Source organism: Bradyrhizobium sp. USDA 4538 (assembly GCF_024171045.1).
Lineage (GTDB): Bacteria > Pseudomonadota > Alphaproteobacteria > Rhizobiales > Xanthobacteraceae > Bradyrhizobium > Bradyrhizobium australafricanum.
This window is the reverse complement of sequence record NZ_JALJZE010000002.1, coordinates 557,232-580,884: the sequence shown is the minus strand read 5'-3', so window position 1 is coordinate 580,884 and position 23,653 is coordinate 557,232. Positions and strand designations below refer to the sequence as shown.

Sequence of the window (23,653 nt, the reverse complement as noted above, 5' to 3'; positions counted from 1 at the left end):
AATCTTGAATCGACAGAATCTGTTATGATTCATTGTTGAGCACCTGATTCGGAAGTGGGGTGCTCGATGGGTCTGTTGAAGGAACGCGCGGAGACGCGTGCTCAGCGATTGACGACCGGTATCGAGACGTGGGTTGATCGAGAAACTGCGGGATGCAAGTTTAAGGATGAGCGGCTTGGTCGCCGGTTCTGCAAATTGCTCGCACAAGTCGGAAGCGACATGGGTCAAAGCATCCCGTTGGTTTGTCAGGACTGGGCCAACACGAAGGCCGCCTATCGCTTCCTCTCCAACGAACGGGTCAATGAGGCGGATATTCTTTGCGGTCATTTCGAGGCGACGCGCGGCTTTCAATTACCCACATTTGACGTCGGATTTGAGCGAGGCGCGGCGGGCGAAATCTTGAATCGGCAGAATCTGTTGTGATTCATTGTTGAGCACCTGATTCGGAAGTGGGGTGCTCGATGGGGTTGGTGAAGGAACGCGCGGAGACGCGTGCTCAGCGATTGACGACCGGTATCGAGACGTGGGTTGATCGAGAAACTGCGGGATGCAAGTTTAAGGATGAGCGGCTTGGTCGCCGGTTCTGCAAATTGCTCGCACAAGTCGGAAGCGACATGGGTCAAAGCATCCCGTTGGTTTGTCAGGACTGGGCCAACACGAAGGCCGTCTATCGCTTCTTCTCCAACGAGCGGGTCAATGAGGCGGATATTCTTTGCGGTCATTTCGAGGCGACGCGCGGGCGCGTAGCGGCGACGGAGGGACCGATCCTCGTCCTCCATGACACGACGGAATTCAGCTTCAAGCGCGAGAAGCCGGATCTGATCGGCTTTACGGGCAAGACGGCAGGACGCACACAGTGCGGCATCCTGATGCATTCTAGTCTCGCCGTGACGACCGAGGGGCTTCCGCTCGGACTGTCGGCAATCAAGTTCTGGACCCGCAAGAAGTTCAAGGGGACGACGGCGCTGAAGCGAAAGATCAATCCGACACGGGTGCCGATCGAGCAGAAGGAGAGCATCCGCTGGCTCGAGAATTTACGGCAATCGACCGACCTTCTCGCTGCTCCTGGACGATGCGTTCATATTGGTGATCGCGAGAGCGACATCTATGAGCTGTTTTGCCTGGCCGAGGAGGTCGGAACGCATTTCCTGGTGCGAACCTGTGTTGATCGGCTTGCCGAGGACGGCAATCATACAATTGCCGACGAAATGGACGAGGTGACGATCAAGGGTCTACATCGGATCAAGGTCAAGGACGACAAAGGCGATCCCGACGACGCCGTTCTTGAGATCAGGTACCGCAAGATACGCGTCCTGCCGCCGATCGGCAAACAGACGAAATATCCCGCACTCACTCTGACCGTGATCCACGCTCAGGAGCGGGGAAGGCCGAAGCGGCGAAAGAAAATCGAGTGGAAGCTCCTCACCGATCTCCCGGTCCAATGTACGCATCCGGCCAGCACCCCGGGCAGGCGTGGCGGTCTGCCGCGGCGTTCAGGCAGCAGCCGCTTTGGACTGTTGGGTCGCCTTCCAATTCCACGGGAGCAGGTCGGCGACTTTGTTGACGGGGTGATCAGGAAGCCTGGCCAGCACGTCAGCGAGCCAGGCTTGCGGATCAACGTCGTTCATCTTGCAGGTTTCGATCAGGGTATAGACAGCGGCGGCACGATTGCCGCCAGCATCTGAACCGGCGAAGGTCCAATTTCGTCTTCCGACAGCCACACCGCGTAGCGCTCGTTCGGCAGCGTTGTTAGAGAGGCAGATGCGGCCATCTTCCAGGAAGCGGGTGAACGCCGCCCAGCGGTTGAGCAGGTAGTTGATCGCCTTCGCAGTATCGTTGCCTGATGAGAGCAAGGTTCGCTGCTGGCGCATCCAGATTTCGAGATCGGCGACGATCGGCCTCGACTGATCACGACGTGTCGCAAGCCGCTGTTCCGGCGTTTTGCCGTTGATGGTGCGCTCGATCTCGAACAAGGTATCGATGCGTCGCACGGCCTCGCTGGCAATCGGCGCCTCTCCAGACTTCGCCAGGTCGAAGAACTTTCTGCGGCCGTGGCTCCAACACGCCGCTTCCAGGATCGGAGCCGGCTTCCTTTGGGCCTTGTAGAGCTGGTTATATCCATCGAAGGCATCGGCCTGCATGAGGCCCACATAGCCGGCAAGATGGCTTTGCGGATGTTCTCCAGCCCGGTTGCGTGAGTAGTAGAACAGGGCCGCCGGCGGATCCGTGCCGCCAAACGGCCGGTCATCGCGAACATAAGTCCAGATCCGGCCGGTAACCGTCTTAAGCTTGGCCAGCACCGGCACCGTCGTATCGTCGGCGTGGATGCGTTCCGCGCTCATGACGTGGATCCGGATGGCCTCAATAATGGGAGCGAGTGCTACCACGCAGGCGCCAATCCGATCCGCCAAGGTCGAGACGTCGATCTCGATCCCCTCGCGGGCATAGGTCTTGCTCTGCCGGTTCAACGGCTGATGCAGCAGGAACTTGTTGACCAGCACCATCGCCAGCAGGTTCGGCCCGGCAAAGCCTCGCGGGATCGGATGGGAGGGTGCCGGCGCCTCTGTGATCGCCTCGCAATCTCGGCAGGAGAACTTTTCGCGGACATGCTCGATAATCTTCCAGCGCCGCGGCTCGCATTCCAGGGTCTTCGAGACCACCTCGCCGAGCTTATGCAGCCGCTCGCTGCCGCACTTACCACATGCGCAAGGCGCGGGTTCGACGACGCGCTCGACCGGCAGATTGTCCGGCAACGGACGTCGCGGCGGCCGTGGATTTTGCGCGCGCTTCTCCTTGGCGGCCCCTGGCGCGGCGAGTTCGGCTTTGGTTTCCTGTTCGGCCTGCGTCTCTTCGAGATCCTCGATGGCAAGCTCGAGCTGTTCGACCAGCAGCTTGCCGCGTTCGGAGGATTGCCCGAACTGTTCGCGCCGTGCCTTGGCCAGCATCAGCTTCAGCCGCTCGATTTCCAGTCGACCGACGGTCACTTCGCTCTTCGCCAGCGCCAGTTGTTCGCGCTGCGCAAGGATCATTGCGTGCGCAGCGGCAAGGTCGGCGGGAAGCGGATCGGAAGGCGTTGTCACGAGGGCAAATCAATCATATTCGCCGCTAAAATTCGCGACCGATCTCCCTCGTGAGTCAATAAGCCACAGCTTAACCGGAAGCCTGCGGACGCCAGGTTGCCTGCGGCATTCGCCAGTCAATTCCGGACAGGAGATAGGATAGTTGCGCAACGCTGATCGTCACAACGCCGTCCGCCAGCGATGGCCACAAAAAGCGGCCGCGCTCCAACCGCTTGTACCTCAACTGAGAATGCAGACTCTTCGGATGGCCGCCGCAGCCCCCGTTCAACAGTCAGTTGCCTCGTATACTCCACCAGTGCCGCGTAACGAGCACACAGCTGTCGTTTACGTGCTCGCGACAATGGCGATGAGCACACCCGAGCGGAGAACGCCATGAAGGAGTCCCTCAAAGTCCAGCCTCACCACCTCGAACGGGGTGCCTACCTCTACATTCGCCAGTCCTCGATGCGACAAGTCATCGAGAACGTCGAGAGCGCGAAGCGGCAATATGCACTTCGTGGACGCGCAATTGCCCTTGGCTGGCGCGACGAGCAAATAATCGTCATCGACAGCGATCAGGGCGAGTCCGGTGCATCGGCTGTCTGGCGCGAGGGCTTTCAGCGCCTGGTCAGCGACGTCGGCATGGGGCACGCCGGCATCGTGATGGGCCTGGAGGTCTCCCGCCTGGCGCGGAACAATGCTGACTGGCAGCGTTTGCTGGAGATCTGCGCACTAGCCGACACCCTGATCCTCGATGAGGATGGCGTCTACGATCCGTCAAGCTTCAATGACCGCCTCCTGCTCGGGCTCAAGGGCACAATGAGTGAGGCCGAGTTGCATGTGATCAAAGCAAGGCTGCGCGGCGGAATCCTCAACAAGGTCAGGCGCGGCGAGTACCGCTGCGTCTTGCCAACCGGGCTGATCTATGACCACTCCGGCAACGTGACGTTCGATCCCGACACTCAGATCAGGGAGACAATCGTCCATTTCTTCGACACGTTCTCTCGCGTGGGCTCCGCATGCCAGACCGTCAAGGCCTTTCGCAAGGAGGGCCTTCTGTTTCCCTCGCGTCTGCGCAACAGCGAGACCACGGTGTTTCGGACACTGACCGCGTCAACGGCGATACGCGTCTTGAACAATCCGCGGTATGCCGGCGCCTACGCCTATGGACGCCGGCGCTATCGACGAACCATCGACGGTAAGAAGACTCTGCAGCGGCGTGACCACGATGACTGGCTGGCTTGTATCCCGGATGCCCATCCCGGCTACATCACGTGGGAGCAGTTCCAGGAGAATCTCAAAATTCTCAAGACCAACGGTCGAGGATATGAAGTGGCGCGCGCATCGCCTCCTCGGGAGGGGACGGCACTGCTGCAAGGACGGGCGGTGTGCGGGCAATGCGGTAAACATTTTCGCATCCGCTACACTGCCCGGCGCGGACGGCTGGATGCCTGGTACGTCTGTGATCGCGCTCACGGTTATCGTGGCGAGCCAAACTGCCAGTCAATCGCCGGGCCTCAGATCGATAAAGCCATCGGCATGCTGATTGCCGAACAGATGACGCCGGCCGCCGTCGAGTTGACGCTCGACATCCGCAAGGAGATCGAAGCCAGGTATGAGGAAGCAGACCGGCTGCGCTGTCGGGCGATCGAACGGGCCAAAATCGAAGCGGATCTCGCTCAGCGCCGCTTCATGTTGGTCGACCCCAATAATCGTCTCGTCGCCGACACGCTCGAAGGCGAATGGAATGACAAGCTCCGCGTGCTGGCCAAAGCCCGCGACGATCGCGAGCGCGCGCGAGAGCAGGATCAGCTCTTCCTCGATGAAGCTGTTCGCGAGCGGCTGACCGCGATGACCGTCGACTTCAAAAAGCTTTGGGCAGATCCAGACACGCCGGATCGTGAACGCAAACGGCTGCTCGCCCACATCATCGAAGATGTCACCCTCATCAAGATGCCGGCGGAACGAACCACCAAAATTCATGTTCGCTTCAAGGGCGGCAAAATCCAAACGCTCACCACCATGAGCCCAAAATCTTCCGCGCAGCAGGTCAAGACGCAACCCGGTATCGTCGAGTTGGTCGACAAGCTCCTCGACAAACACATCTATTCCGAGATTGCCGAACTTCTCAACCAGCAAGGATATCGCCCGGGTGGATCAGCGCGCCCCGGCCGCCATGAGACCCGCTTCACGGCCTTGCGGGTCGCATATCTCGTCCATCGCTATGGCTTGCACTCACGCTATGACCGACTGCGAGATCGCGGAATGCTGACAAAACGGGAAGCCGCGGCGCGCCTTAACATCCACGAAACGACCCTCGCAAGGTGGGCTGAACATGGACTCGTTACCAGGCATGCCTACAATGCACACTATTGCCTATACGAGATTCCCACATCGAACCTGCCCCGCAAGCAATGCAGCCGATGGAATCGTCTTGTCGATCGAGCCGCCGCCCTCACGACGTCACTGGTGCTAAAACCCTCAACTGAAGCTGAAGGAGGTGTAGTATGAATGCACGTAGTTCGTGAACAGACATGCGCCCTGGCCATCATGCCAAATGATCTTGATCAGGTCGCCGCGGCGGCCCCTAATTGAAAGGTCTCCTTGCCGCTTACGTTACATCTGAACGGAGCCGCTGAACAGCGCGTGCGGATAAACGCGTGATAGTGGGCGCTACAAGCGTGCTGCCGGGACCACCCACTGCAAACGGATATCCAAATCGCTCTTAGCCAGAGAAACAGCTACTGCAAGCATGTGTTGGAGAGTGGGAGAATACTGACGAAACTGCCAACGTTCTGCCTTACAAGGAAAGTTTGGTGAAAAATGCACCCGCGGAAACGCTTCATTCAGGTCGAACCAGAACTCGTCAAGGGGGAGGGTCAAACCGATCCCCCGTGCCTTTACGAACGCTTCTTTCAACGTCCAATACTGGAAAAAACGCCTTTGCTGATACGCCGGAGGTGCGCCGGTCAACGCCGAAAGTTCTCGCGGCGACAAAATCGTTTGCGCCAACGACATGACATCTAAAGCTCGCCGGGTACACTCGACATCAATCCCAATTTCGCATTCTCTAGCCACTGCGCAAACGACAAGCCCCTCCGTATGAGACAAATTGAACTGAATGTCGCGAAACTCGCTCGGGTGCAACACGCGGGGCCGCCCATATTCATTAACTTCAAATTCCCAAGATTCGAAGGGCACACCCGTATACTGAGAAAGTATCGAGCGAAGAAGTATGCGAGCAACCAGAAACTGCAGTTTCGCGCCCGGCACCGCAAATCGCTGCCACCTCACACGCTCAGAGTCACTCAATAATCGCTGGTAGGTGAGTTGTTCCTTTCCGCCGATGTCAGACAGCGATGTCAGCCATACGTCAACCTGTCCGAAGTCAAGAGCACATTGCCCCACACTCGACATTAGAGCCCTCAAGCCCGATAAGTTCGTGGAAAGGACAACCTTGGTTTCATTGGGGTGACTTTAGTGCACGGAAGCCTTCCTTGAGTACGGAATACGGGCTTCTTGAACATTCGCCGCGAACAAACGACTGAGCGACTGGGTCCTGCGCTTGCAATGAACATCGCTTCTGCTCGTTACCTTTGCAATCCTTCAAACAAAGCTTCAATCCTATCCCTGACTTCAGGCTCGCAAATCGTTTCCTTGTGCAGACTCTCCTCTATTGCTATGAAGCGCGGCAGTTCTGCGCGAAGAGGTGCAGCAAGATGCTTCTTGAGGAGCATAAGCGACGTCCGTGGCATCAAAGCAAGCTCGCGGGCGATCTTTATGGCGTGATCAACTACTTCCGATCGAGGAAGAACGGCGAAAGGAACACCACGGCGGGCAAGCTCGGCTCCAGAGTAAGTACCCGCGCCGAGAAGTAATTCCGCGCTCAGGGCAGTTCCAAGTTTGGCTGGCACTACACAACTTGCGCCCATACCTGGGGTAAAGCCGTATTTCATAAAGTTCGCCGTGTAGAGGCTTTCTTTGCCGAGAATTATGATGTCGGCGAACAATCCGAAAACGAAGCCCCCCCCGATACCGTGACCTTGCATTGCTGCGATAACGGGAACTGCACATTCAAGCGGCCGACTGTAAAGATTAACATCGGAAAATTTGGCAGCCCCCTTGTGTAGGGCCAGCAACAACTCCTTTGTTGCCCCACAAGCGAAGTACGTATCATACCCAGTGAGGATAACGGCCTTGCACGACATATTCTTGTCGATCTCGTCGAATGCGCTCAAAAGACCGTCAATGAAGGTACTAGTAAACGTGTTTTTTCCGTCGCGCTCTTGCATTCTGAGCAGCATGATGCCTGGTTCTATCTCTCTCAGGTCCACTGTTGTTTGGTTCGTCACGTTTATCGCTCCCAGGGGTGTCGGCTATTTTCGACGAAGCCTCTGATCAAACTCTGAACCTCTGCGTCTGCGAACGACTCGGCGCTGGCGCCAAGCGCGGCGTCCCGGTTCTGCCAGAGGGCATCATTCGTAATCTTGACGTGATCTTTATAGCGCCGGATGGCTGATTTCGATAATCGGCTGAGGCGCAGCAAATGACGGCCAAGAAGGGGCTTGCTGTCAGTTTCAAGCGCATCCACTAGCCCCCAAGCGAACGCTTGCTTTGCATCGATAGGATGTGTTGAGAGCGTCATATAGCGCGCCCTCTGCTGACCAATTCTCCGAATCAAGAATTGCGACGCGCACGACGGTATGATCCCGAACTGCATCTCAGAAAGACTAAACGTAGCTGTACAGTCGGCGATTACGATGTCGCAAGCGGCAACGAAGCCGATTCCGCCGGCAATAGCCCGGCCACGTACATGTGCGACACTTACGAAAGGCCCAGATGCGAGCCGAAGCCACAAGTCATATAGGGCTGCAAGATCCGGCGGCGACGACTTCTCGTAAGCGCCTCCAGCGCTTAACTCACGAAGGTCTGCACCAAAGCAAAACACGTGCGGCAACCCCTCCAACACAACAACAACTGCCGCCCCCTGGAGCTCATCGAGTGCTCGATGGCACTCTTCGATAAGCTGGCGATTAATCGCGTTGTTCGCCTGAGGGCGGTCAAGTTGAATAAAGCAGACATTGTCGTCCAAACGGATGCGCACGCTTTCGAAGTTCATTCTACACCTGGCTCTCTTTTTCACGTACCGGGGTAAGCGGGTGAGCTGGCGAAGATGCTCCAGTTGCTCCAGCCAGATATGCCATCCAGACGCCGATACCCAATACTCTGCGCTACACTTGCGTTTTTGTAGTTATTGCTCATTCTTGGAACTGCAACGCTGTAGACATATCGCTGTGTTTATGCCGCCGAAGCCAAGACTAATGTTCACGGCGCGATTTATAGGATGAGGAACCGCATTTTCACCGACCCAGTTCAAGGTTGGGTCAATCGGCTGCGAGAGATTGCGCGATGGGTGCAGCATACCCGCCCGCATTTGCAGCACTGTGGCAACGATTTCGGTCGCCCCGGCGGCGCTTAATCCATGCCCCGTAAGCGATTTGGTCGTGTTGATGTACGCATGGTCGAGCCCACATGCGCGGATGGCGTCAAGTTCGATCGCGTCGCCAACTATCGATCCGCTGCCGTGCGGATTGACATAGTCTATGTCCCTTGGTGTCAAGCCGCCATCCGCGAGCACTCGCTGAAGCGCTGCGATCTCACCATCCAACGAAGGATCCGGGTTGCGATTTCCGTCGAATGCTGTAGCCCAAGCGCGAAACGCAGCATAAGGATTTACATTCTCTCGCTTGATGCCGTCGGCGCGTTCGACCACAACGGCCGCACAGCACTCACTGAAGATGAAACCATCACGTTCGCTGTCGAACGGTCGGCAAGCCAGCGACGGATTCTTTGCAAAGCGATCCGAGCCCATGGCGCCACTGAAGCGAAGCGCCTGGAGCTCCCAGTATGAGAGATCCATAAGCGCGCCGACCGCAATGCAGACGTCTACCTGACCGGTTTGCACTGCCTGCAGTGCTTGTATAATCGCAAGATGGCCGCTCGCCGACGCGCCGCCGATGGTATAAGCAAGCCCTCGAATGTTGAGCCCTTCGGTGCAGACTCCACATAAGTCGGTATCCATGAAATTCAGGGCATAGTTTGGCCTGACAAAATCAAAACGCTCTCGATACGCATCTTGAAGTTGTACGATCTGACGTTGTTGGAAGTTTGAACCTCCGACAACTAGTCCTATTCGCTGGCTATCTACCGCAGCTAAATTAGCATCCTGCCAAGCCTCGCATAGCGCCACCAGCGCGGCTTGAGCCGAGAGCGTGGCGCTCCTCCAAAGCTTCTCCGGCAAAACTTTAGGGCAAGCTAGATCGGGAAGCTCGGCTCCTAGAAATTCCGTGCCTCGTTGCCGTCCGGACCTCCGCATCACACCGAAGGAACTACGACCACTGATTAAGCCATCAGCGAATTGCGTTCGTCCTACGCCGATTGGCGTCAAAACACCAACGCCGCTGATTATGAACTCAGGATTGACCAAGTTTTGCATTCAGCAAATCCGCGAGTTCGCCAATATTCTGTGGCCCAAACAGTTCAGATCGCTGGATGCGCAAGGCCAATTCTTCAAGTACAATTGCAATGATTTCGGCGCGATCCATCGAATTGGCGCCGAGATTTGCAAAACTGTCGTTGCGCGACAACGTATGACTGCGCAACTCTGGAAGAACTTCATAGGTGCTACGTGTGATGATATTGAAGATCTCTTCACTTGTCACAGATTAGCTCCTCTCCATGTATGCTCGATATAGAGTCGTCGCTATTCTCGGTAGCCACGGCTCTGACGCGGGTGTGGGGTTTCACGTTTGCTGCGGACGCTTTGCACATTATCGCCCTACCCAGTTGCACAGACGATGAGTGAGCAATGCAGCCGCTTCGTTCATAAGGACAGCCGCGACTTCCGCGACATAACGATTGCGCCAACTTTCCAAGTGCGTCCCCTTAACCCATTGATTGAATGCACCGAGTGCGGGACTACAGTGAATTTGAAAGTCCGCCGACTGCTCCGTCGCGCCGCGCAATGCCAAGCGCATGCTGTGTATGAAATACCATTTGAAAATCAATGCCATCTTCCGTTTCGGATGGCGCTCCGCGTCTAGAAGCTTCGCGGGATTAGCCGTTGCATAATAGGCAGCGGTCTCGCACCAGACGGCGTCGAATGATCGACCAAATATTTTCGTCTCGATGTGTTGCCGCATTTCAGCATCAATATCCTCAAGACAATCGTAGCGCTGATAAAGCTCATATAGCTTGTTGGCGCGTGCCGCAAAGAAGCGGCCCTTACGCAGAACTTGTACCTTTGATCCAGCTTCAAACATGTCTCCGGCAGGAGCATAGGTTGTATCCTGCACGTTCATCCCTTGCAGCAGTTGCTTCACGACCTCGCTCGTGCGGGCTTCGACCGTGCATTGATTTATCGAGCCTGTGAGGACAAAATCTGCACCCATCGCAAAGGCCGCGGCGGCCGCGTGCGGCGTACCAATGCCCCCAGCAGCCCCCACACGGACCATCCTTTCGTAGTTTGTGCCTTGCATGATCTTATCGCGGAGAAACAAGATGGCGGGCAGTAGTGCGTACGCCATCCCTTGATCCGTGTGGCCACCAGAATCCGCTTCGACGCAGACGTCGTCCGCCATCGGGACACGTTGGCTGAGTTCAGCCTGCGTGGTGTTGAGTATGCCCGCTTCTAGCAATTGACGTACGAACGGTTCTGGTGCTGGTTTCATAAACTGAGCGGCAACTTCTGGGCGCGAGACCTTGGCCAGTACGCGATTAGGCGTGCGAACCGCGCCATCCCGCTCCCGCGAAATTTCATGCAAACGATAACGGACTAGTGCAGGCACAATTTCGACGAAAGCTGCCGCCTCAATGTGGCGCACCTGACAGTCCAGATATAGATCTACCGTGCGCTCTAACAAGGCGGGGACGTCCGGATTGAATAGCAGGTTTGCGCCGTAGGGCTCTCCAACCTTAAGTATGGATTGTATGTTCCGAAGAGCCGCCTCGACCTCGACTAACGATAAGCCTCCGGTTCCTAGATAGCCCATAAAGCCAGCACGTCCCAACGCAACCACGAGATCGACGGACGCGATCCCCTTGTACATCGCCCCCGCGAGGTACGCGTACTTGAGGCCATAGTCTGCACGAAACTGCGCGCTTCCAAGCGCCTCGGCGCGGATCGCAGATTGACTAGGACTTCCGAACTCCATGCTATGCGATAGGGTCATGTTCCGGACAAGCGCTCGAGGAGAGAATATTTGCAGGCCTCGGAAGCGAGTTGTTCGATGGTTGGCGCGCTCCAGGGCAGTGTGGGTTCAAATTTAACGCCAAAATGTTCGCTCATCGCCGTCACGAATTCGATCGTCCTCACAGAGTCCATTCCCAGCTCGGCAAATGCGGTGTGCGTATCGACCTCTTCTGCGCGAACTTGTAGATTCTCAGTGATCCAACCAATGATCCATTCGGCTACCGGCGCCGCTTCAATGGTCCGGTTTGGCAGTGGGCGAGTTGGCTGAGAGAGATCGGTCGCGTCCGGCCTCGCAAAAGCGGCTTCTAGCGCAGGCAAGCACCAGCTGAACAGAGACGTCAGAGACCCACTCAACAAGGCGTCGCGCGTATTTCGACGCCTGATTTTTCCGCTGGTCGTGACTGGAAGCGTGAGCGGCTCAAGGAGAAAGAACCCGAATATCGGTGGTTGTTCATTCTCGGCCACAGCCAGGGATACCGCACGGCGTATCTCTGCAAAATCTAGGCTTGCCATCGACGAGCGCTTAACCTCCTGAGCGACCACAAGTCGCTCGCCGGCGCCGGTTTCAATGGTGAATGCCGCACCTCGACCTAGGCTCAGAGCCGGGTGTGCGTCCTGTACGGTCCGTTCGATATCTTGGGGGTAGTAATTGAGCCCATTGATGATGATGACGTCTTTTATACGGCCGGTAATATAGAGCTCGTTATCGAGCACAAATCCTAAATCGCCTGTTCGAAGAAAGTCACCCTCCTTCTCCGACGCAGGCGATGCTTTCCAATACCCTTTTGTAACGCTCCCGCCTCTGATCCAGATCTCGCCGACGCGATCGTGTGCGCACGTGCGCTGCGTCTGCGGATCAACAATGCGGACACATTGATCGGTGTTCAACGGCCCTACACTCACAATATCGGTGGCAACCGTGCGGTTGTCCTCAACTTGAACGCGATGATTCTTGAGGGCGGCCGCATTGACGCAGGCCATTTTTGGTTCCTGCCCGCTAACCGCGGACGAAACCCAAACCGTAGATTCGGCCAAACCATAGGCTGGACAATGCGCTTTTGATCTGAACCCCGCCTGTTCAAAGTGGCGCGTAAACCTTGCCAGTGTACTGGGTCTCACTGGCTCCGCGCCGTTAACAGCAAGGGTAAGGCTGCTTAGATCGAGCGTACGAACCTGCTCGGGAGAGATCCGATCACAACATAGCTCGTAGGCAAAGTTTGGCGCGAACGTAGTAGTCGCCTTAAACGTTGAGATCGACTGCAACCAGGTTAATGGCTTCTGCAGGAACGTCGGCGGAGCCATCAGGATAAGATCCCCACCGATATATACCGTGTGAAGCAACGACGCGACTAGTCCCATGTCGTGGTAAACGGGCAACCACGATGCGATTCGAGTTGTCTCGTCATGTGCAAACGCCTTCCGCATTAGTTCTTGATTGTGAACTAAGTTATTATGGCTGATTACAACACCCCTCGGTGTACCGGTCGACCCGGACGTGTATTGCAGGAACGCCACCGTATCCGGGCTCGCGTAGTATGAGTTGAACTCTGCGCACGCAGCCGCCTCAATCAAATCCGTGGCAATGAGCGGCATTGGCCTGACACTTATCGAGAGACACCACTCTTTAAGCAGTTGGAGCTTGTCGCTTCGAGTCAATACGCAGACGCATTCCGAATCTTCGACGACGCGCGCCGCTTGGCTGGCTCGACTCTGTCGTTTGCCAGGTAAGTTGATCGGCACGCCGATCATCCCGGCATAGAAGCAGCCGCACAAGGCGCACAGGAACTCTAGGCTGGAAGGAAACGCGATAAGCACCCGATCACCCGGCATGAACTGCTGTTGCAACGAAGCGGCGATCGCTCGAGCCCGCGCATCTAACTCGGCAAAGGTGAGGCCGCCGGCAACTTCCAATCTCTCGCTCAAAAAGCGGAACGCGACTTTGTCGGGATTTTTTGAGGCCTGATGCGCAACTACTTCAATGAAGTTTGAAAATGCGGTTGTTGCGCCAGAATTTTCGTACATGATTGGTGTGCTCCTTTGTAGCTCGTCAGGACAGGTGGTCAGCGAGGCTCTGCGTGACGCGCGGCGGCATTTTCGTCGCAGGCCACAAAACGCCGTTCGCAAGGGCGCGCCCGACGGTTCGCGCTAAAGACGCTCCATCCGCGTGGAACGTAGTGTGAGAAACGATTTCCGCCCCTAATGCTTGGGCAGGCAATTCGTACACATCTAGCTCAAGGCTCGATGGATGGAAGAGTGCCAAGTGATCAAGCCAAGCTACCCGCGCCGCGAACGCGTTGCGTAAGGAAGATCCGTCGAGGAGGTCGAGACCGCAAAACAAGGGTGCTCCGTGCGCGTTAATCGGTTGCCCCAATACAGGGAGTTCAGCTGATGTTGCATTAGAGTCGATAACGCTTCGTACGACCGTCCTTTCCCAGAAGTTGAACAGTCTGCCTTGTCCGGTCTAAGTCCTTCCAGCCGTCACTCACGATCTCAGCTCCCCTGGTAGATATGGTTCGCTTGGATGGCGACGTGACGCTGTTCGCCTGCTTTCATTTCGCGCTGGCGACGCTCTCGTAGGTATTGAAGGTCGCGATTCAAGTGACGTACGAACTCGATTTCTGATTTTTGGATAAAGAAGTGATCGCCGTCGAAGACACGCAACTGAAAGTCCGCCGCTGCATGCTGCCGCCAGCGGCCTACATCATTGACACACGCGACCAAATCCGCTGATCCGGCTGCGCAAAGGAGCGGGATATCAATACGTCGCCCTGCTGACTCCTTCCACGTCTCCAGTAGTTTGAAGTCAGCTCGCAAAACCGTCTCTAACATCTGCATAAGATCGGCTGACTCGAACACAGCGTCCGGCATGCCTCCAAACGTTCTTACCGAGCTGAAAAGCTCGTGTTGCGGTAGATCATGCATCTGTCGGGGGCGCTTGGACGACGGCGCCGTACGTCCAGAAAGGACAAGTGCAGTCGGTCGCACGCTAGCATCAACGATCAGCGCGAGTTCGAATGCGATGACGGCCCCCATACTATGACCATAGTATACAGTAGGTAAGCTGTGTGAGTACGCTAGTTCCGACTTGAGTTGCTGGAGCACGACGTCCATGCGAGTGCACGCTGGCTCACCGATCCGCTCACTTCGTCCAGGGAGCTGCACTGCAAGCACTTCGACATTGTCTAAGTGCGCAGCCCATCCTTTAAATGCACCCGAACTGCCGCCCGCATACGGAAAACAAACAAGTCTCATGTCGGGCGTCCCGCTACGCCCGACTGACTGAATCCACGATCCGCTTCCGAGCATCCCAACCTCCCACGTACGCCGTCTTCGTCCAGCCAACTAGTCCCAGGTATACTTGCGATGGAAATTGCGCACAGATGCCAGTCGCAAACGCCGCGGCCGTGGAGTGCCCGAACGAAACATGTCGATGTACCCCTTGTCTGGTACGTCGACGTTCTCTGAACCAAAGCGCAGACCCCGGCAGTCTTTCAAGACTTCATCGTATTGTTGCATCGAAAACTTGTGACGACTTTCGATGAGTGCACCTAATCTGGGACGTGAAGAGTCTCGATCAGGAATCGTGAGGGTACCGCTAAAAAATTCAGAAGAACAACCAGAGCCATAGGAGAACATGCCGACGCGATGGGGACCGCTTGTGGGAGAGTTTTCGAGCAAGCTTAGCAGTGCCATGTACAACGAAGCGGAATATGTATTTCCGACCTGTATAGCGTATTCAACCGACGGCCTAACTCGTCGCCCAAAGTCATCCGCTATAGTGTTCATCTCGCAGCGGTATAAAGCTCTCATCAGAGTTCTGTGACATGCAGCCACCATTCCAGCATAGGGCGTGTGAAACACGAGGCTATCGAAGGACCTACGATAATCGCAGTCTGGAACCTTTCGTCCATAGCTGGAAAATGAGCGGGTTAAACAGTCCATATAGGACATTAGCGACAGATCAGGGTCGCCAGTCTCAATTTCAGCCGTAGGTCGAAACGCATCCATTACCTCATAGCTGCAGTATCCACTGGCGCCGCAATCAAACGTCATGACCTTTGGCGACCGGCTCACGAGCAGGGCGACCGCGCCGGTCCCCTGTGTTGGCTCTGCGTAGCTCGCTTTCTCCTGAGGGCGCGCCGCGTCCGTTGCAATTACGAGCGCCTTCGAAGTAGGAGACGGATCTGCTGCGATCGCATTTATCGCCATTTGAAGACCTGCGGTACCGCCATAACATGCCTGCTTCACCTCAAAGTAGCGGCACTCAGAACTCAACTCCAAAGCAGCATGGATATAACTGCTGATGGACTTGCCGAAATCCACTCCCGACTCGGTTGCGGCAATTACCAAGTTTATTGACGACCGCTCAGTGGGGCTAAGCTGTTCGAGTATCGGCCATGCCGCATTAACACCGTTGGTTATTGCGTCTTCGAACGGAAGCTGGATCGACTTCCGGCTCATCATCAGGTTTTGCATTCGGGCGACATTTAACCCGCGATGAACAAACAGTTCTTCAATGTCAACGTAAGCGCACCCCGCGTACGAGCTTATTGCTTCGATACCAACAGGCATTAGGTTTGCTTCTCCATTATCTCAGGACAGGTGCAGTCGCGCGAGGTGAGCGCTCGACTCTGACTTGCGTCGGTCCAACACTGAGAAGTCGCCCCGCGGTGAAACGCTTTTGCTCGACACAGCTAACCAGAGCTCTTTGAAGCTAGGGACATTTCTGAGGAGCGGCGCAAGCTGAGCGGTCGCATATCGGTCCACACTTGCTCGATAAACTCAAGACAGGCCTTTTTTGTACCTTGCCGTCCGACTTCCTTCCAACCCGCAGGGATCGGCCTATCCGATGTCCAGATCGAATACTGGTCCTCCCCGTTGACCACAACAGTGTAAATGCGCGCATCAGCCTGTTCATCATCATATCGCATGGGCCACCACTGATTGGACGTCCGCTGACGGATGTTCGCTGGAGTCGAACTCGCCCCTTTCAGAAACCTTCTCTGTAACCTTGCACGTCATTGTTCTAACTCTCATCAAAGCCCAATTAAATACGGCCGCTGTTGTGGATCGTTCACGCAATGATACTCGGCATTGACAAAGCTGACTCACGGTTGATTTTCCGCGGTGGCGAGCGCCGTTAAGATGCTCTCCGCTACCTGACCTACATTCGGCCGTCGCAACATCGTCAGATGGTTGCCGGAAACTGGTATTTCACGATAGTTACCCGACACTCGACGTATCCAAAGCTCTTGCTGGCCGTCATCGCTGATATCCGGGTCCAATAGATCGAGCGTTTTGAGGTGAATAACAGGCCCCTCGATCGGCCCGTGGGACAACCCATAAATCGCGACAACATGCTCTCGCAAAAGGTCGATCAGTTTTCTTGCCATATCATCGGCGCTGTCGGCTACTGTGAGCTTCGCCTTTTGCAGTTGCATCGCGACGTACTCAAGTCTTTTGGAAGCTGACATCGCGGCGACAACATCTTTCGAGCGCACTTCGACTTCGCGTCCAGAGAGAATGCTGAGAGCCAATGCCGTCCCATAATGAATCTCTGCTTCAATCTTGTCACCGGTAGCGAGTCCGATGGGGATGCGGCTATCCAGCAGGACTATGGCGCGAACGATTCGCCCCATCGCTCTTAGCTTTGACGCTAATTCACAGCACAGCAGACCTCCGCCCGACCAACCCGCAAGTACGATCGGGCCATTAAACTGACGCGCAACTTCGGACGCGTACATATCGATCCACTCCTCAGTTCGGAGCGCGACGATGTTTGTGCTGTATTGCCTAACGTCCTGGATTGCCCAGATTTTCCGGTCCACACCTAACAGCGCGGCTAATTCCCGATAGCAGGCAACGTCACCCCCGGGTGGATGTACGAGGACGATTGGCGTTCCACGGTCACCTTCATCACTGAGAAGAACGAGAGATGAGGCCGCGCTGCTTTTCGCTCTAGAATCCTTCCACAACAGCGCTTGCTGCCTAATCGTGGTTGCTCTCATCAAAGCCGGAAGGGGCAGGTGCAGCCCCGTACGGCTCTTGACTTTGTTCTGCAAAGCGATGAGCGACATCGACGTTCCGCCAAGGAGGTAGAAGTCGTCATGAACGCCGACATGGCTGACACTAAGTACCTCTTCCCACATTGTCGCGAGTAACAGCTCGTCATCGGTGAACGGAGGTTGCACTGAACTCGATTCGTTTCGAATTTCGTCCAATTGCTTCATAAGCGAGGTTACGTCGTACTTGCCGCTCGCAGTAAGCGGCAACTCAGGCAGGCAAACGAGCTTACGTGGTACCATGTAGTCGGGAAGGAATTCAGCAGCAAAGGATATGACGGACGACGGAGCTATTTGCTCGCCATCGTGGCAACTATAGAATCCGACCAATTGCCCCTGGGAGGAACCCGCGTGGCGGTACAACACCAGGATCTGTCGCACCTCGCGCAACATCGCTATGCGACTCTCAATTTCCTGAATCTCGACCCTGTATCCGTTAATGCTGATCTGGTCGTCTCGCCGAGAGACGAAGGCGATCGAACCATCCTCAGCGTGTCGAGCAATATCTCCAGTTCTGTAAATCCTTGCTCCGGGAGTTGTAACAAAGGGATTTGGAATGAACGACGCGGCAGTCAATGCGGCTCTACCAGCGTAACCTCTAGCTACGCCTGCACCGCCGATATAAATCTCTCCGAGAGCCCCGGCAGGAACTCGCCTTAGCTCTTCGTCGAGAATATAGATTTCAGTGTTGGCAATCGGGCGGCCTATCGAAGGCGACCCTCGGCCGGGCGCAACACGCCCGTAGGTGGCAACAACTGTACCTTCGGTGGGACCATAGAGATTAAAGAGCGGGATATCGGCTCTCTCCGCACCTGTAAGGATGAGTCGGTCTCCTCCCGTGAGAATCGCACGCAGGAAATGCGGCTGCTTCCATGGAAGCGCCATAAAATGGCTAACGAGTGCTGTCGGCAGGAACGCGATAGATACTCGATTGGCCGACAAATAGTCCCTAAAGTTTTCCCGATCGAGAAGAACTTCACGACCAACGATGTGAATGCAACCTCCCTTTGTGAGGTACGGCCATGTCTCCAAAACGAAGCCATCAAACGAAGCCGAGAGAACCTGGGTTGCAATGTCAGCCTGCGTAATGTCGAACGCACCTTGAAACCACGCGATAAGATTCGCGAGTCCACCATGCGAGACCATCACTCCCTTCGGATACCCCGTCGATCCAGACGTGTAAACGATATAGCAAAGGTCGTCGGGTGAAGCTGGCAATGGCAGCATCTTACAATCGACAATTGACGACTCCAAATCAAGTGCATCCAAATTTACGATAGGCACTCCTCCGCTGCTCACTCTTTGTTCGTATTTGGAGACAGCAATCACAGCGGCCGAGCTTGAATCAGACAAGATATAGCTAATGCGCTCTTCGGGAAGAGACGGATCGACAGGCACATACACAGCGCCCGCTTTGAGAACACCTAGAACAGCCACCATGAATCCGATGGATCGCTCGCAACATATTGCGACCCTGTCACCGGGGCGAGTACCCAGCACTGCCAACAGATGTGACGCTAATCGGTCCGAGCGCTCATTCAGATCTGAATATGTAAGCTTCTCCTCACCGTGCACAATTGAAAGCGCACGCGGATAGAGGGCTGTCGCCTCACGGAACATAGCTACAGGATCGCGATAATCCGCCCGGCCCTGCTCTACATTGCTGCCATTAATGGTGGCAGCCTCGACGAATGGCTTCTCAACAATTTCTATTTGATCAACGCTTGATTCGCTCGACGCTCCCAGCGCGTCCAGAATATTCAGCCAGCTATTCCTTATTTGGAGAGCTGTAGCCTCATCAAATAAATCGGAATTGTAGATCATGTTTCCCGAGAAGTGCCGCTCGTCCGGGAATATTTGGAAAGTCATGTCGAATAATGCAATTCGCTGCTCGGGGTGCAAGAACTCAGCGCTTACATTGTCGACCTGTATCAGTTCATTTTGTATGTCCTGATAAGCAAACATGGTCTGGAAAAGCGGAGTGCGTGCGCTGTCCGGCCGTATCCCACACGCCTCAACTACTTTCTCAAATGGCAATGACTGACTGGCAAAGGCTTCGAGCACATCCCGTTTAACTGAACGCACTAGTTCGCCAACATTGGTGCCGAAACTCCACGTGCTGCGAACAACCAGGGTGTTAACAAGGGGGCCAACCATTGACTCTAAGGTCTTAGAGTGCCTGCCCGAAACAACCGTTCCGAGGGTTACGTCCCGCTTTCCGGTATATTTTGACAGCAGAACGATTAGCGCCGTCACGAAGACAGTGAAAAGGCTGGCTCCGCAGATTTCCGCAGTCTGCCGTAGTCCGTCGATAACGTCTGCCGGGATCGAAAACTCGAGGATCGCCCCACGATGCGTCTGAATCGGCGGCCGCGGTTTATCACGCGGGAACTCGGCGATCTCGACACCGGCGAGCCGCTTCTTCCAGTAGTCTCGCTCGGCAACCGCCTCTGATGAGCCCATCCAACGAGCCTGCCAGTGAGCGAAGTCGAGGTACTGCAAAGACGGCTTTGCGGGTGCGGTTGGTACGCTTTGTCGGACGATTGAGTTGTAGGCCTCCACCAAATCTCGAAAGAGTATCATCATCGACCAGCCATCCGCGACGATGTGATGGGTGGAAATCACCAGGAGCGACTTTCCGTCGATGGTATGGATCAAGACGCAGCGAAGGAGCGGATCCGTCGCCAGATCGAACGCTCGTTCGGATAAGCTTTGCGCAAGGTTCCTCGCAGCGTTTTCCTCCAGCGCCTCATTATTTTCTAGAGAACGTGCGATCACTTCCAGGTCGCAGCGCGGCTTCTCGCTAATAGCGACTCTTTGGCGACCATCCTCCATAAGAAAATTGGCCCGAAGAATCTCGTGCTTAACTTGAATAAAGCGAACGGCCTCGCGCAATGCGCTCGCGTCTACCTTTCCGCGCAGCAGAATCGTGCTGGTCATGTTGTAGAGCGCACGCACGTCTTCAAATTGGCTCAGATACCAGAAGCGCTCCTGCGTTTGGGAAAGCGGCATCGGCAGCTGTCTGGAGACAGGCCGAATCTCGAACGCTTCGCTTGGATCAGATGGACCTGATCGCTGTTCAATGAGCGCCGCAAGTTGCGCAATCCTTGGATTCTGAAACAATTCTGCGAATGAAAGCGCCGATCCATACCTGTCCTGGATTCGCGCAAACACATCATTAACTAGTAGAGAATGCCCTCCAATGTCGAAGAAGTTCTCTGTTATCCCAATTGGCCGACGGCCGAGAACCTGCTCCCATGCATAACATAGAAAGGTCTCTGTCGCCGTTACGGGCGCTTCATAGGCTGCCTTTTCCTCAGGTGTGCCCGATGCGGAAAGACCAAGTAGCGCCTTCCTGTCGACTTTCCCATTATGCGTCAAAGGAATCTCAGATAGAAATGCATATTGTGCCGGCAACATGTAGTCTGGCAGCCTCGTCCGTATGTAGTGCTTGAGTGTCGCAGCGGACGTATCGTTACCCTCATCCTTGACGACATAGGCCCAGATGCATTGATCCTGCACTTCGTCCCGGCGCGCTAGAACAACGACCTGCCGGACCGACGGATGTGCAACAAGCGCTTGCTCGATTTCACTTAGTTCGATGCGATTGCCACGCACCTTAACTTGATGATCTCTCCTACCGACAAATTCGATGTTTCCGTCCGGAAGGTAGCGCGCTAGATCCCCGGTGCGATAGAGCCGATCACCGTTGCCACTAAACGGGTTCGGCAGAAAACTGGCAGCGGTGAGCGCGGGTTTCCTAAGGTAACCACGCGCCAAACCGATCCCCCCCAGATAAAGCTCCCCGATAATACCGACCGGGAGTAGGCTCATCGATTGATCGAGAATGTACGTGCACGTGTTGTCAATTGGCCTTCCGATGGGAACGGAGGTTCCGCCGCCTAAAGGAGTGCACTCCCAAGCCGTTACATCAATGCTCGCCTCTGTCGGGCCATAGAGGTTATGTAAGCGAACCGAAGAGCCGAACGCGGCTTGAAAATGCGCCATCGTCTCTGCTGCGAGCACATCTCCGCTGCAGAACACGTGCCTAAGCGCCGGAAATGCATGGACGCCATTCGACTTGAGGAACTCACGCAGCATTGGAGGCACAAAATGCAGGGCCGTGACACCATACTGTTCAATCGTCTGCGCGAGATACTGGGGATCGCGGTGCCCACCTGGCTTCGCAATCACCATCCGGGCGCCGCACATTAACGGCAGTAGCAGCTCCCACACCGAGACATCGAACCCAAACGGCGTCTTTTGCAGAAAGCAATCCTCGGGCCCCAGCGAATATTGTCTTCGCATCCAGTCCAGCCGGTTGAAGAGTCCTGCATGTTCTACGAGCACGCCTTTGGGCTGTCCCGTGGAGCCTGACGTGTAGATAAGATAAGCACCCTGCTTCGGATCAATCGCCTGCGACGGCGTCGAGCATTCCTCTCCCGCCCACCAATGATCCACCACCCGGATCTGCTCTGGCGCAATTTCCCCTACAGCCTCGCGCAGCGTTCGCGTCGTTAGCACAATTCGCGCGCCAGCATCCTCCACCATGTACTTGAGGCGGTCAGTCGGCAGGCTCGGATCCAGTGGCAGATAGGCGGCACCGGCCTTAAGAACCGCAACGATGCTAATCACCATTTCGACGGATCGTTCGAAACACACCCCAACGATCTCCTGGGGTGCTACGCCTTCTCGTTTTAGCGCCTCCACAATCGCGTCACTCCGGCGGCGCAGCTCAAAATAGGTGACCGCCTCGCCATCGGTCTGCAGCGCGACGTTCTGCGGAGAGGTCTCCGACCAAACATCGATATCGGCCGTCACTGGGCGATACGATTCAGAAGAACGCTGAGTATCGTTCCAGGCGCGAATTTGCGCTTGCTGAGAGGAGCTGACGATGTCGTAAGATCCAATAGGTGCCTTAGGACTCTCTAGTAACGAAGCGACAATGCGGGTGAGACACTGAAGTGTCTCCATTTGCTGGCTTTCGCTAAAATAATCCACACGACAATCAAGATTTAGCGTGAACTGCCCGATACTCCGATGCGCAATTATTTGGATTACCAGCGGCTGAACTGAATGACCGGGATGAACGGTCTCGAGTTGCGCCGGTTTGCCGCAAAACGAGACAGGCTCGTACGAGATGTAGTTCAGCTCACAATCGTATAGGCGACTGTCAGGCGTGCGGGGGATTGGAGATGGCACGTGAGCATAGGTTTCTTCGAGAGCTAGGCGCACGCGTTGCAGTACTGCCTCTGCATTATCATCTGGCGTCAAAGAGAATCGAACTGGATAGACGTCCGCAAAAGGACCGATTACCTCACGCATCCCGCGCGCTGTTCGGTTGTGCAAGGGCACTCCGACGGATACTCTCTCGCATCCTCCAGCTTTGCTTAGATAAATGCCCAACGCACTCAAAGCGGCGTCAAGAATGGAGAATCGAACACGACACTCAGTCGAACGATCGTCGATCCAACGCCGCGCGAGTTGCACTACGTCATGAGGAAGGTCTTGGCTGACACGCCGAACAGCAGCAGCTCGAGAGAAAGTCGGAGATTCGCCGCCGAAGAAGTTGAACGCCGTATATTCGTCCCGACCCACTCGCTCCCAATATGCCATGTTGCGACGTTCTGAATCGGATTTGGTCAAACCGGCGAGATCATCATAACGTGGGCGAGGACGCACAACGATCTGCTCTACACCTCCAGCTGCCTGGCCATACGCATCCGCCATGTCCGCGATCAATAGCTGCAATGACCATCCATCCGCCACGAGGTGGTGCACGTTGAGAAACCACACGTAGTGCGCATCACTGAGCTTAAGCAGCGCAGTGTCGAACAAACGTACCGTTGGCTCTGGCGGCCCGCTTTTGCGGGCCTGCAACCACGCTTGGAATTCGCGAGTTGCATCGGCAGCGGTAGAAAAATCTATGAAATCGATTTCGGGCGCCAACGTGTCTGAGCACTCCAGTCGCGTTGCGCCGTGCTTCTCTTGCACGTGACTACGTAGCGCTTCCCGCGACTGCGCAAGCGTCCGGAGACAGATCCGAAACATCCCCACGTCTATCGGGACGAATATATTGCAAATCGTCGGAAGCCACCACAAGGGCACATCGGGATTGATCTTGCTGGCAAGCCATATGTCAGATTGAGCGCGGGTGATATTACCATTCACCGACGCGGTGCGTTGCCCGGAATCGCCAGCTGGTACAGTGGATTGTCTCCGCAAGCGTCGAACAAGGTTGTTCCTTTCCCGCACTGAAAGGGTCTCGATCGACATAGTGA

The 23,653-nt window shown here is 55.6% G+C and carries 15 protein-coding genes and 1 pseudogene; 3 read left to right on the top strand and 13 right to left on the bottom strand.

Translation table 11 applies throughout. The annotated features are described in order from the left end of the window. Positions 1-66: 66 nt before the first annotated feature. Positions 67-423 (top strand): transposase DNA-binding-containing protein, encoded by a 357-nt coding sequence (locus J2R78_RS43865; protein WP_253610473.1) that lies wholly within the window; start codon positions 67-69, stop codon positions 421-423. A gap of 38 nt (positions 424-461) precedes the next feature. Continuing rightward, positions 462-1,445, top strand: a pseudogene (locus J2R78_RS43860) (IS4 family transposase); the annotation flags it as partial. 48 nt (positions 1,446-1,493) lie between these two features. Here the strand turns inward: J2R78_RS43860 and J2R78_RS43855 are convergent. After that, a complete protein-coding gene (locus tag J2R78_RS43855; protein ID WP_253610474.1) occupies positions 1,494-3,029 on the bottom strand; it encodes an IS66 family transposase in 1,536 nt (511 codons plus the stop codon). 121 nt (positions 3,030-3,150) lie between these two features. After that, on the bottom strand, positions 3,151-3,303 hold the full coding sequence (gene tnpB / locus J2R78_RS43850) for an IS66 family insertion sequence element accessory protein TnpB (RefSeq protein ID WP_210241749.1): 153 nt from the start codon (positions 3,301-3,303) through the stop codon (positions 3,151-3,153). Between the two features lie 149 nt (positions 3,304-3,452). On the opposite strand from tnpB, the gene J2R78_RS43845 reads away from it, so the two are divergent. Continuing rightward, a complete protein-coding gene (locus tag J2R78_RS43845; protein ID WP_253610475.1) occupies positions 3,453-5,570 on the top strand; it encodes a recombinase family protein in 2,118 nt (705 codons plus the stop codon). 162 nt (positions 5,571-5,732) lie between these two features. Here the strand turns inward: J2R78_RS43845 and J2R78_RS43840 are convergent, their stop codons facing one another. From J2R78_RS43840 to J2R78_RS43790, 11 genes are all read right to left on the bottom strand, one after another. After that, positions 5,733-6,476 carry a 4'-phosphopantetheinyl transferase superfamily protein gene (locus J2R78_RS43840; protein WP_253610476.1) on the bottom strand — a complete coding sequence of 248 codons (744 nt, stop codon included), beginning with the start codon at positions 6,474-6,476 and terminating at the stop codon, positions 5,733-5,735. A gap of 173 nt (positions 6,477-6,649) precedes the next feature. Next, positions 6,650-7,411 (bottom strand): polyketide synthase, encoded by a 762-nt coding sequence (locus tag J2R78_RS43835; protein ID WP_253610477.1) that lies wholly within the window; start codon positions 7,409-7,411, stop codon positions 6,650-6,652. Positions 7,412-7,413: 2 nt separating this feature from the next. Next, positions 7,414-8,178: an enoyl-CoA hydratase/isomerase gene (locus J2R78_RS43830; RefSeq protein WP_253610478.1), complete on the bottom strand. Its 765-nt coding sequence runs from the start codon at positions 8,176-8,178 to the stop codon at positions 7,414-7,416. Positions 8,179-8,310: 132 nt separating this feature from the next. Next, the gene (locus J2R78_RS43825) at positions 8,311-9,555 is read right to left on the bottom strand and encodes a beta-ketoacyl synthase N-terminal-like domain-containing protein (protein WP_253610479.1); all 1,245 of its coding nucleotides are present in this window, start codon (positions 9,553-9,555) and stop codon (positions 8,311-8,313) included. Beyond that, positions 9,533-9,781, bottom strand: a complete 249-nt coding sequence (locus J2R78_RS43820; protein WP_253610480.1) for an acyl carrier protein — start codon at positions 9,779-9,781, stop codon at positions 9,533-9,535. Before J2R78_RS43820 ends, J2R78_RS43825 begins: the two co-directional genes overlap by 23 nt. 108 nt (positions 9,782-9,889) lie before the next feature. Beyond that, a complete protein-coding gene (locus J2R78_RS43815; RefSeq protein WP_253610481.1) occupies positions 9,890-11,290 on the bottom strand; it encodes a PfaD family polyunsaturated fatty acid/polyketide biosynthesis protein in 1,401 nt (466 codons plus the stop codon). After that, positions 11,287-13,332 (bottom strand): AMP-binding protein, encoded by a 2,046-nt coding sequence (locus J2R78_RS43810; RefSeq protein ID WP_253610482.1) that lies wholly within the window; start codon positions 13,330-13,332, stop codon positions 11,287-11,289. The genes J2R78_RS43815 and J2R78_RS43810 overlap by 4 nt, the downstream gene beginning before the upstream one ends. A 468-nt stretch (positions 13,333-13,800) precedes the next feature. Next, complete coding sequence (locus tag J2R78_RS43805) at positions 13,801-14,562, bottom strand: thioesterase II family protein (protein WP_253610483.1); 762 nt, start codon at positions 14,560-14,562, stop codon at positions 13,801-13,803. Between the two features lie 90 nt (positions 14,563-14,652). Beyond that, positions 14,653-15,882 (bottom strand): hydroxymethylglutaryl-CoA synthase family protein, encoded by a 1,230-nt coding sequence (locus J2R78_RS43800; protein ID WP_253610484.1) that lies wholly within the window; start codon positions 15,880-15,882, stop codon positions 14,653-14,655. Positions 15,883-16,004: 122 nt separating this feature from the next. Next, on the bottom strand, positions 16,005-16,241 hold the full coding sequence (locus tag J2R78_RS43795; RefSeq protein WP_253610485.1) for an MbtH family NRPS accessory protein: 237 nt from the start codon (positions 16,239-16,241) through the stop codon (positions 16,005-16,007). Positions 16,242-16,418: 177 nt separating this feature from the next. Next, positions 16,419-23,648, bottom strand: coding sequence for a non-ribosomal peptide synthetase (locus tag J2R78_RS43790; protein WP_253610649.1), 7,230 nt, complete (start codon positions 23,646-23,648; stop codon positions 16,419-16,421). Positions 23,649-23,653 lie beyond the last annotated feature (5 nt).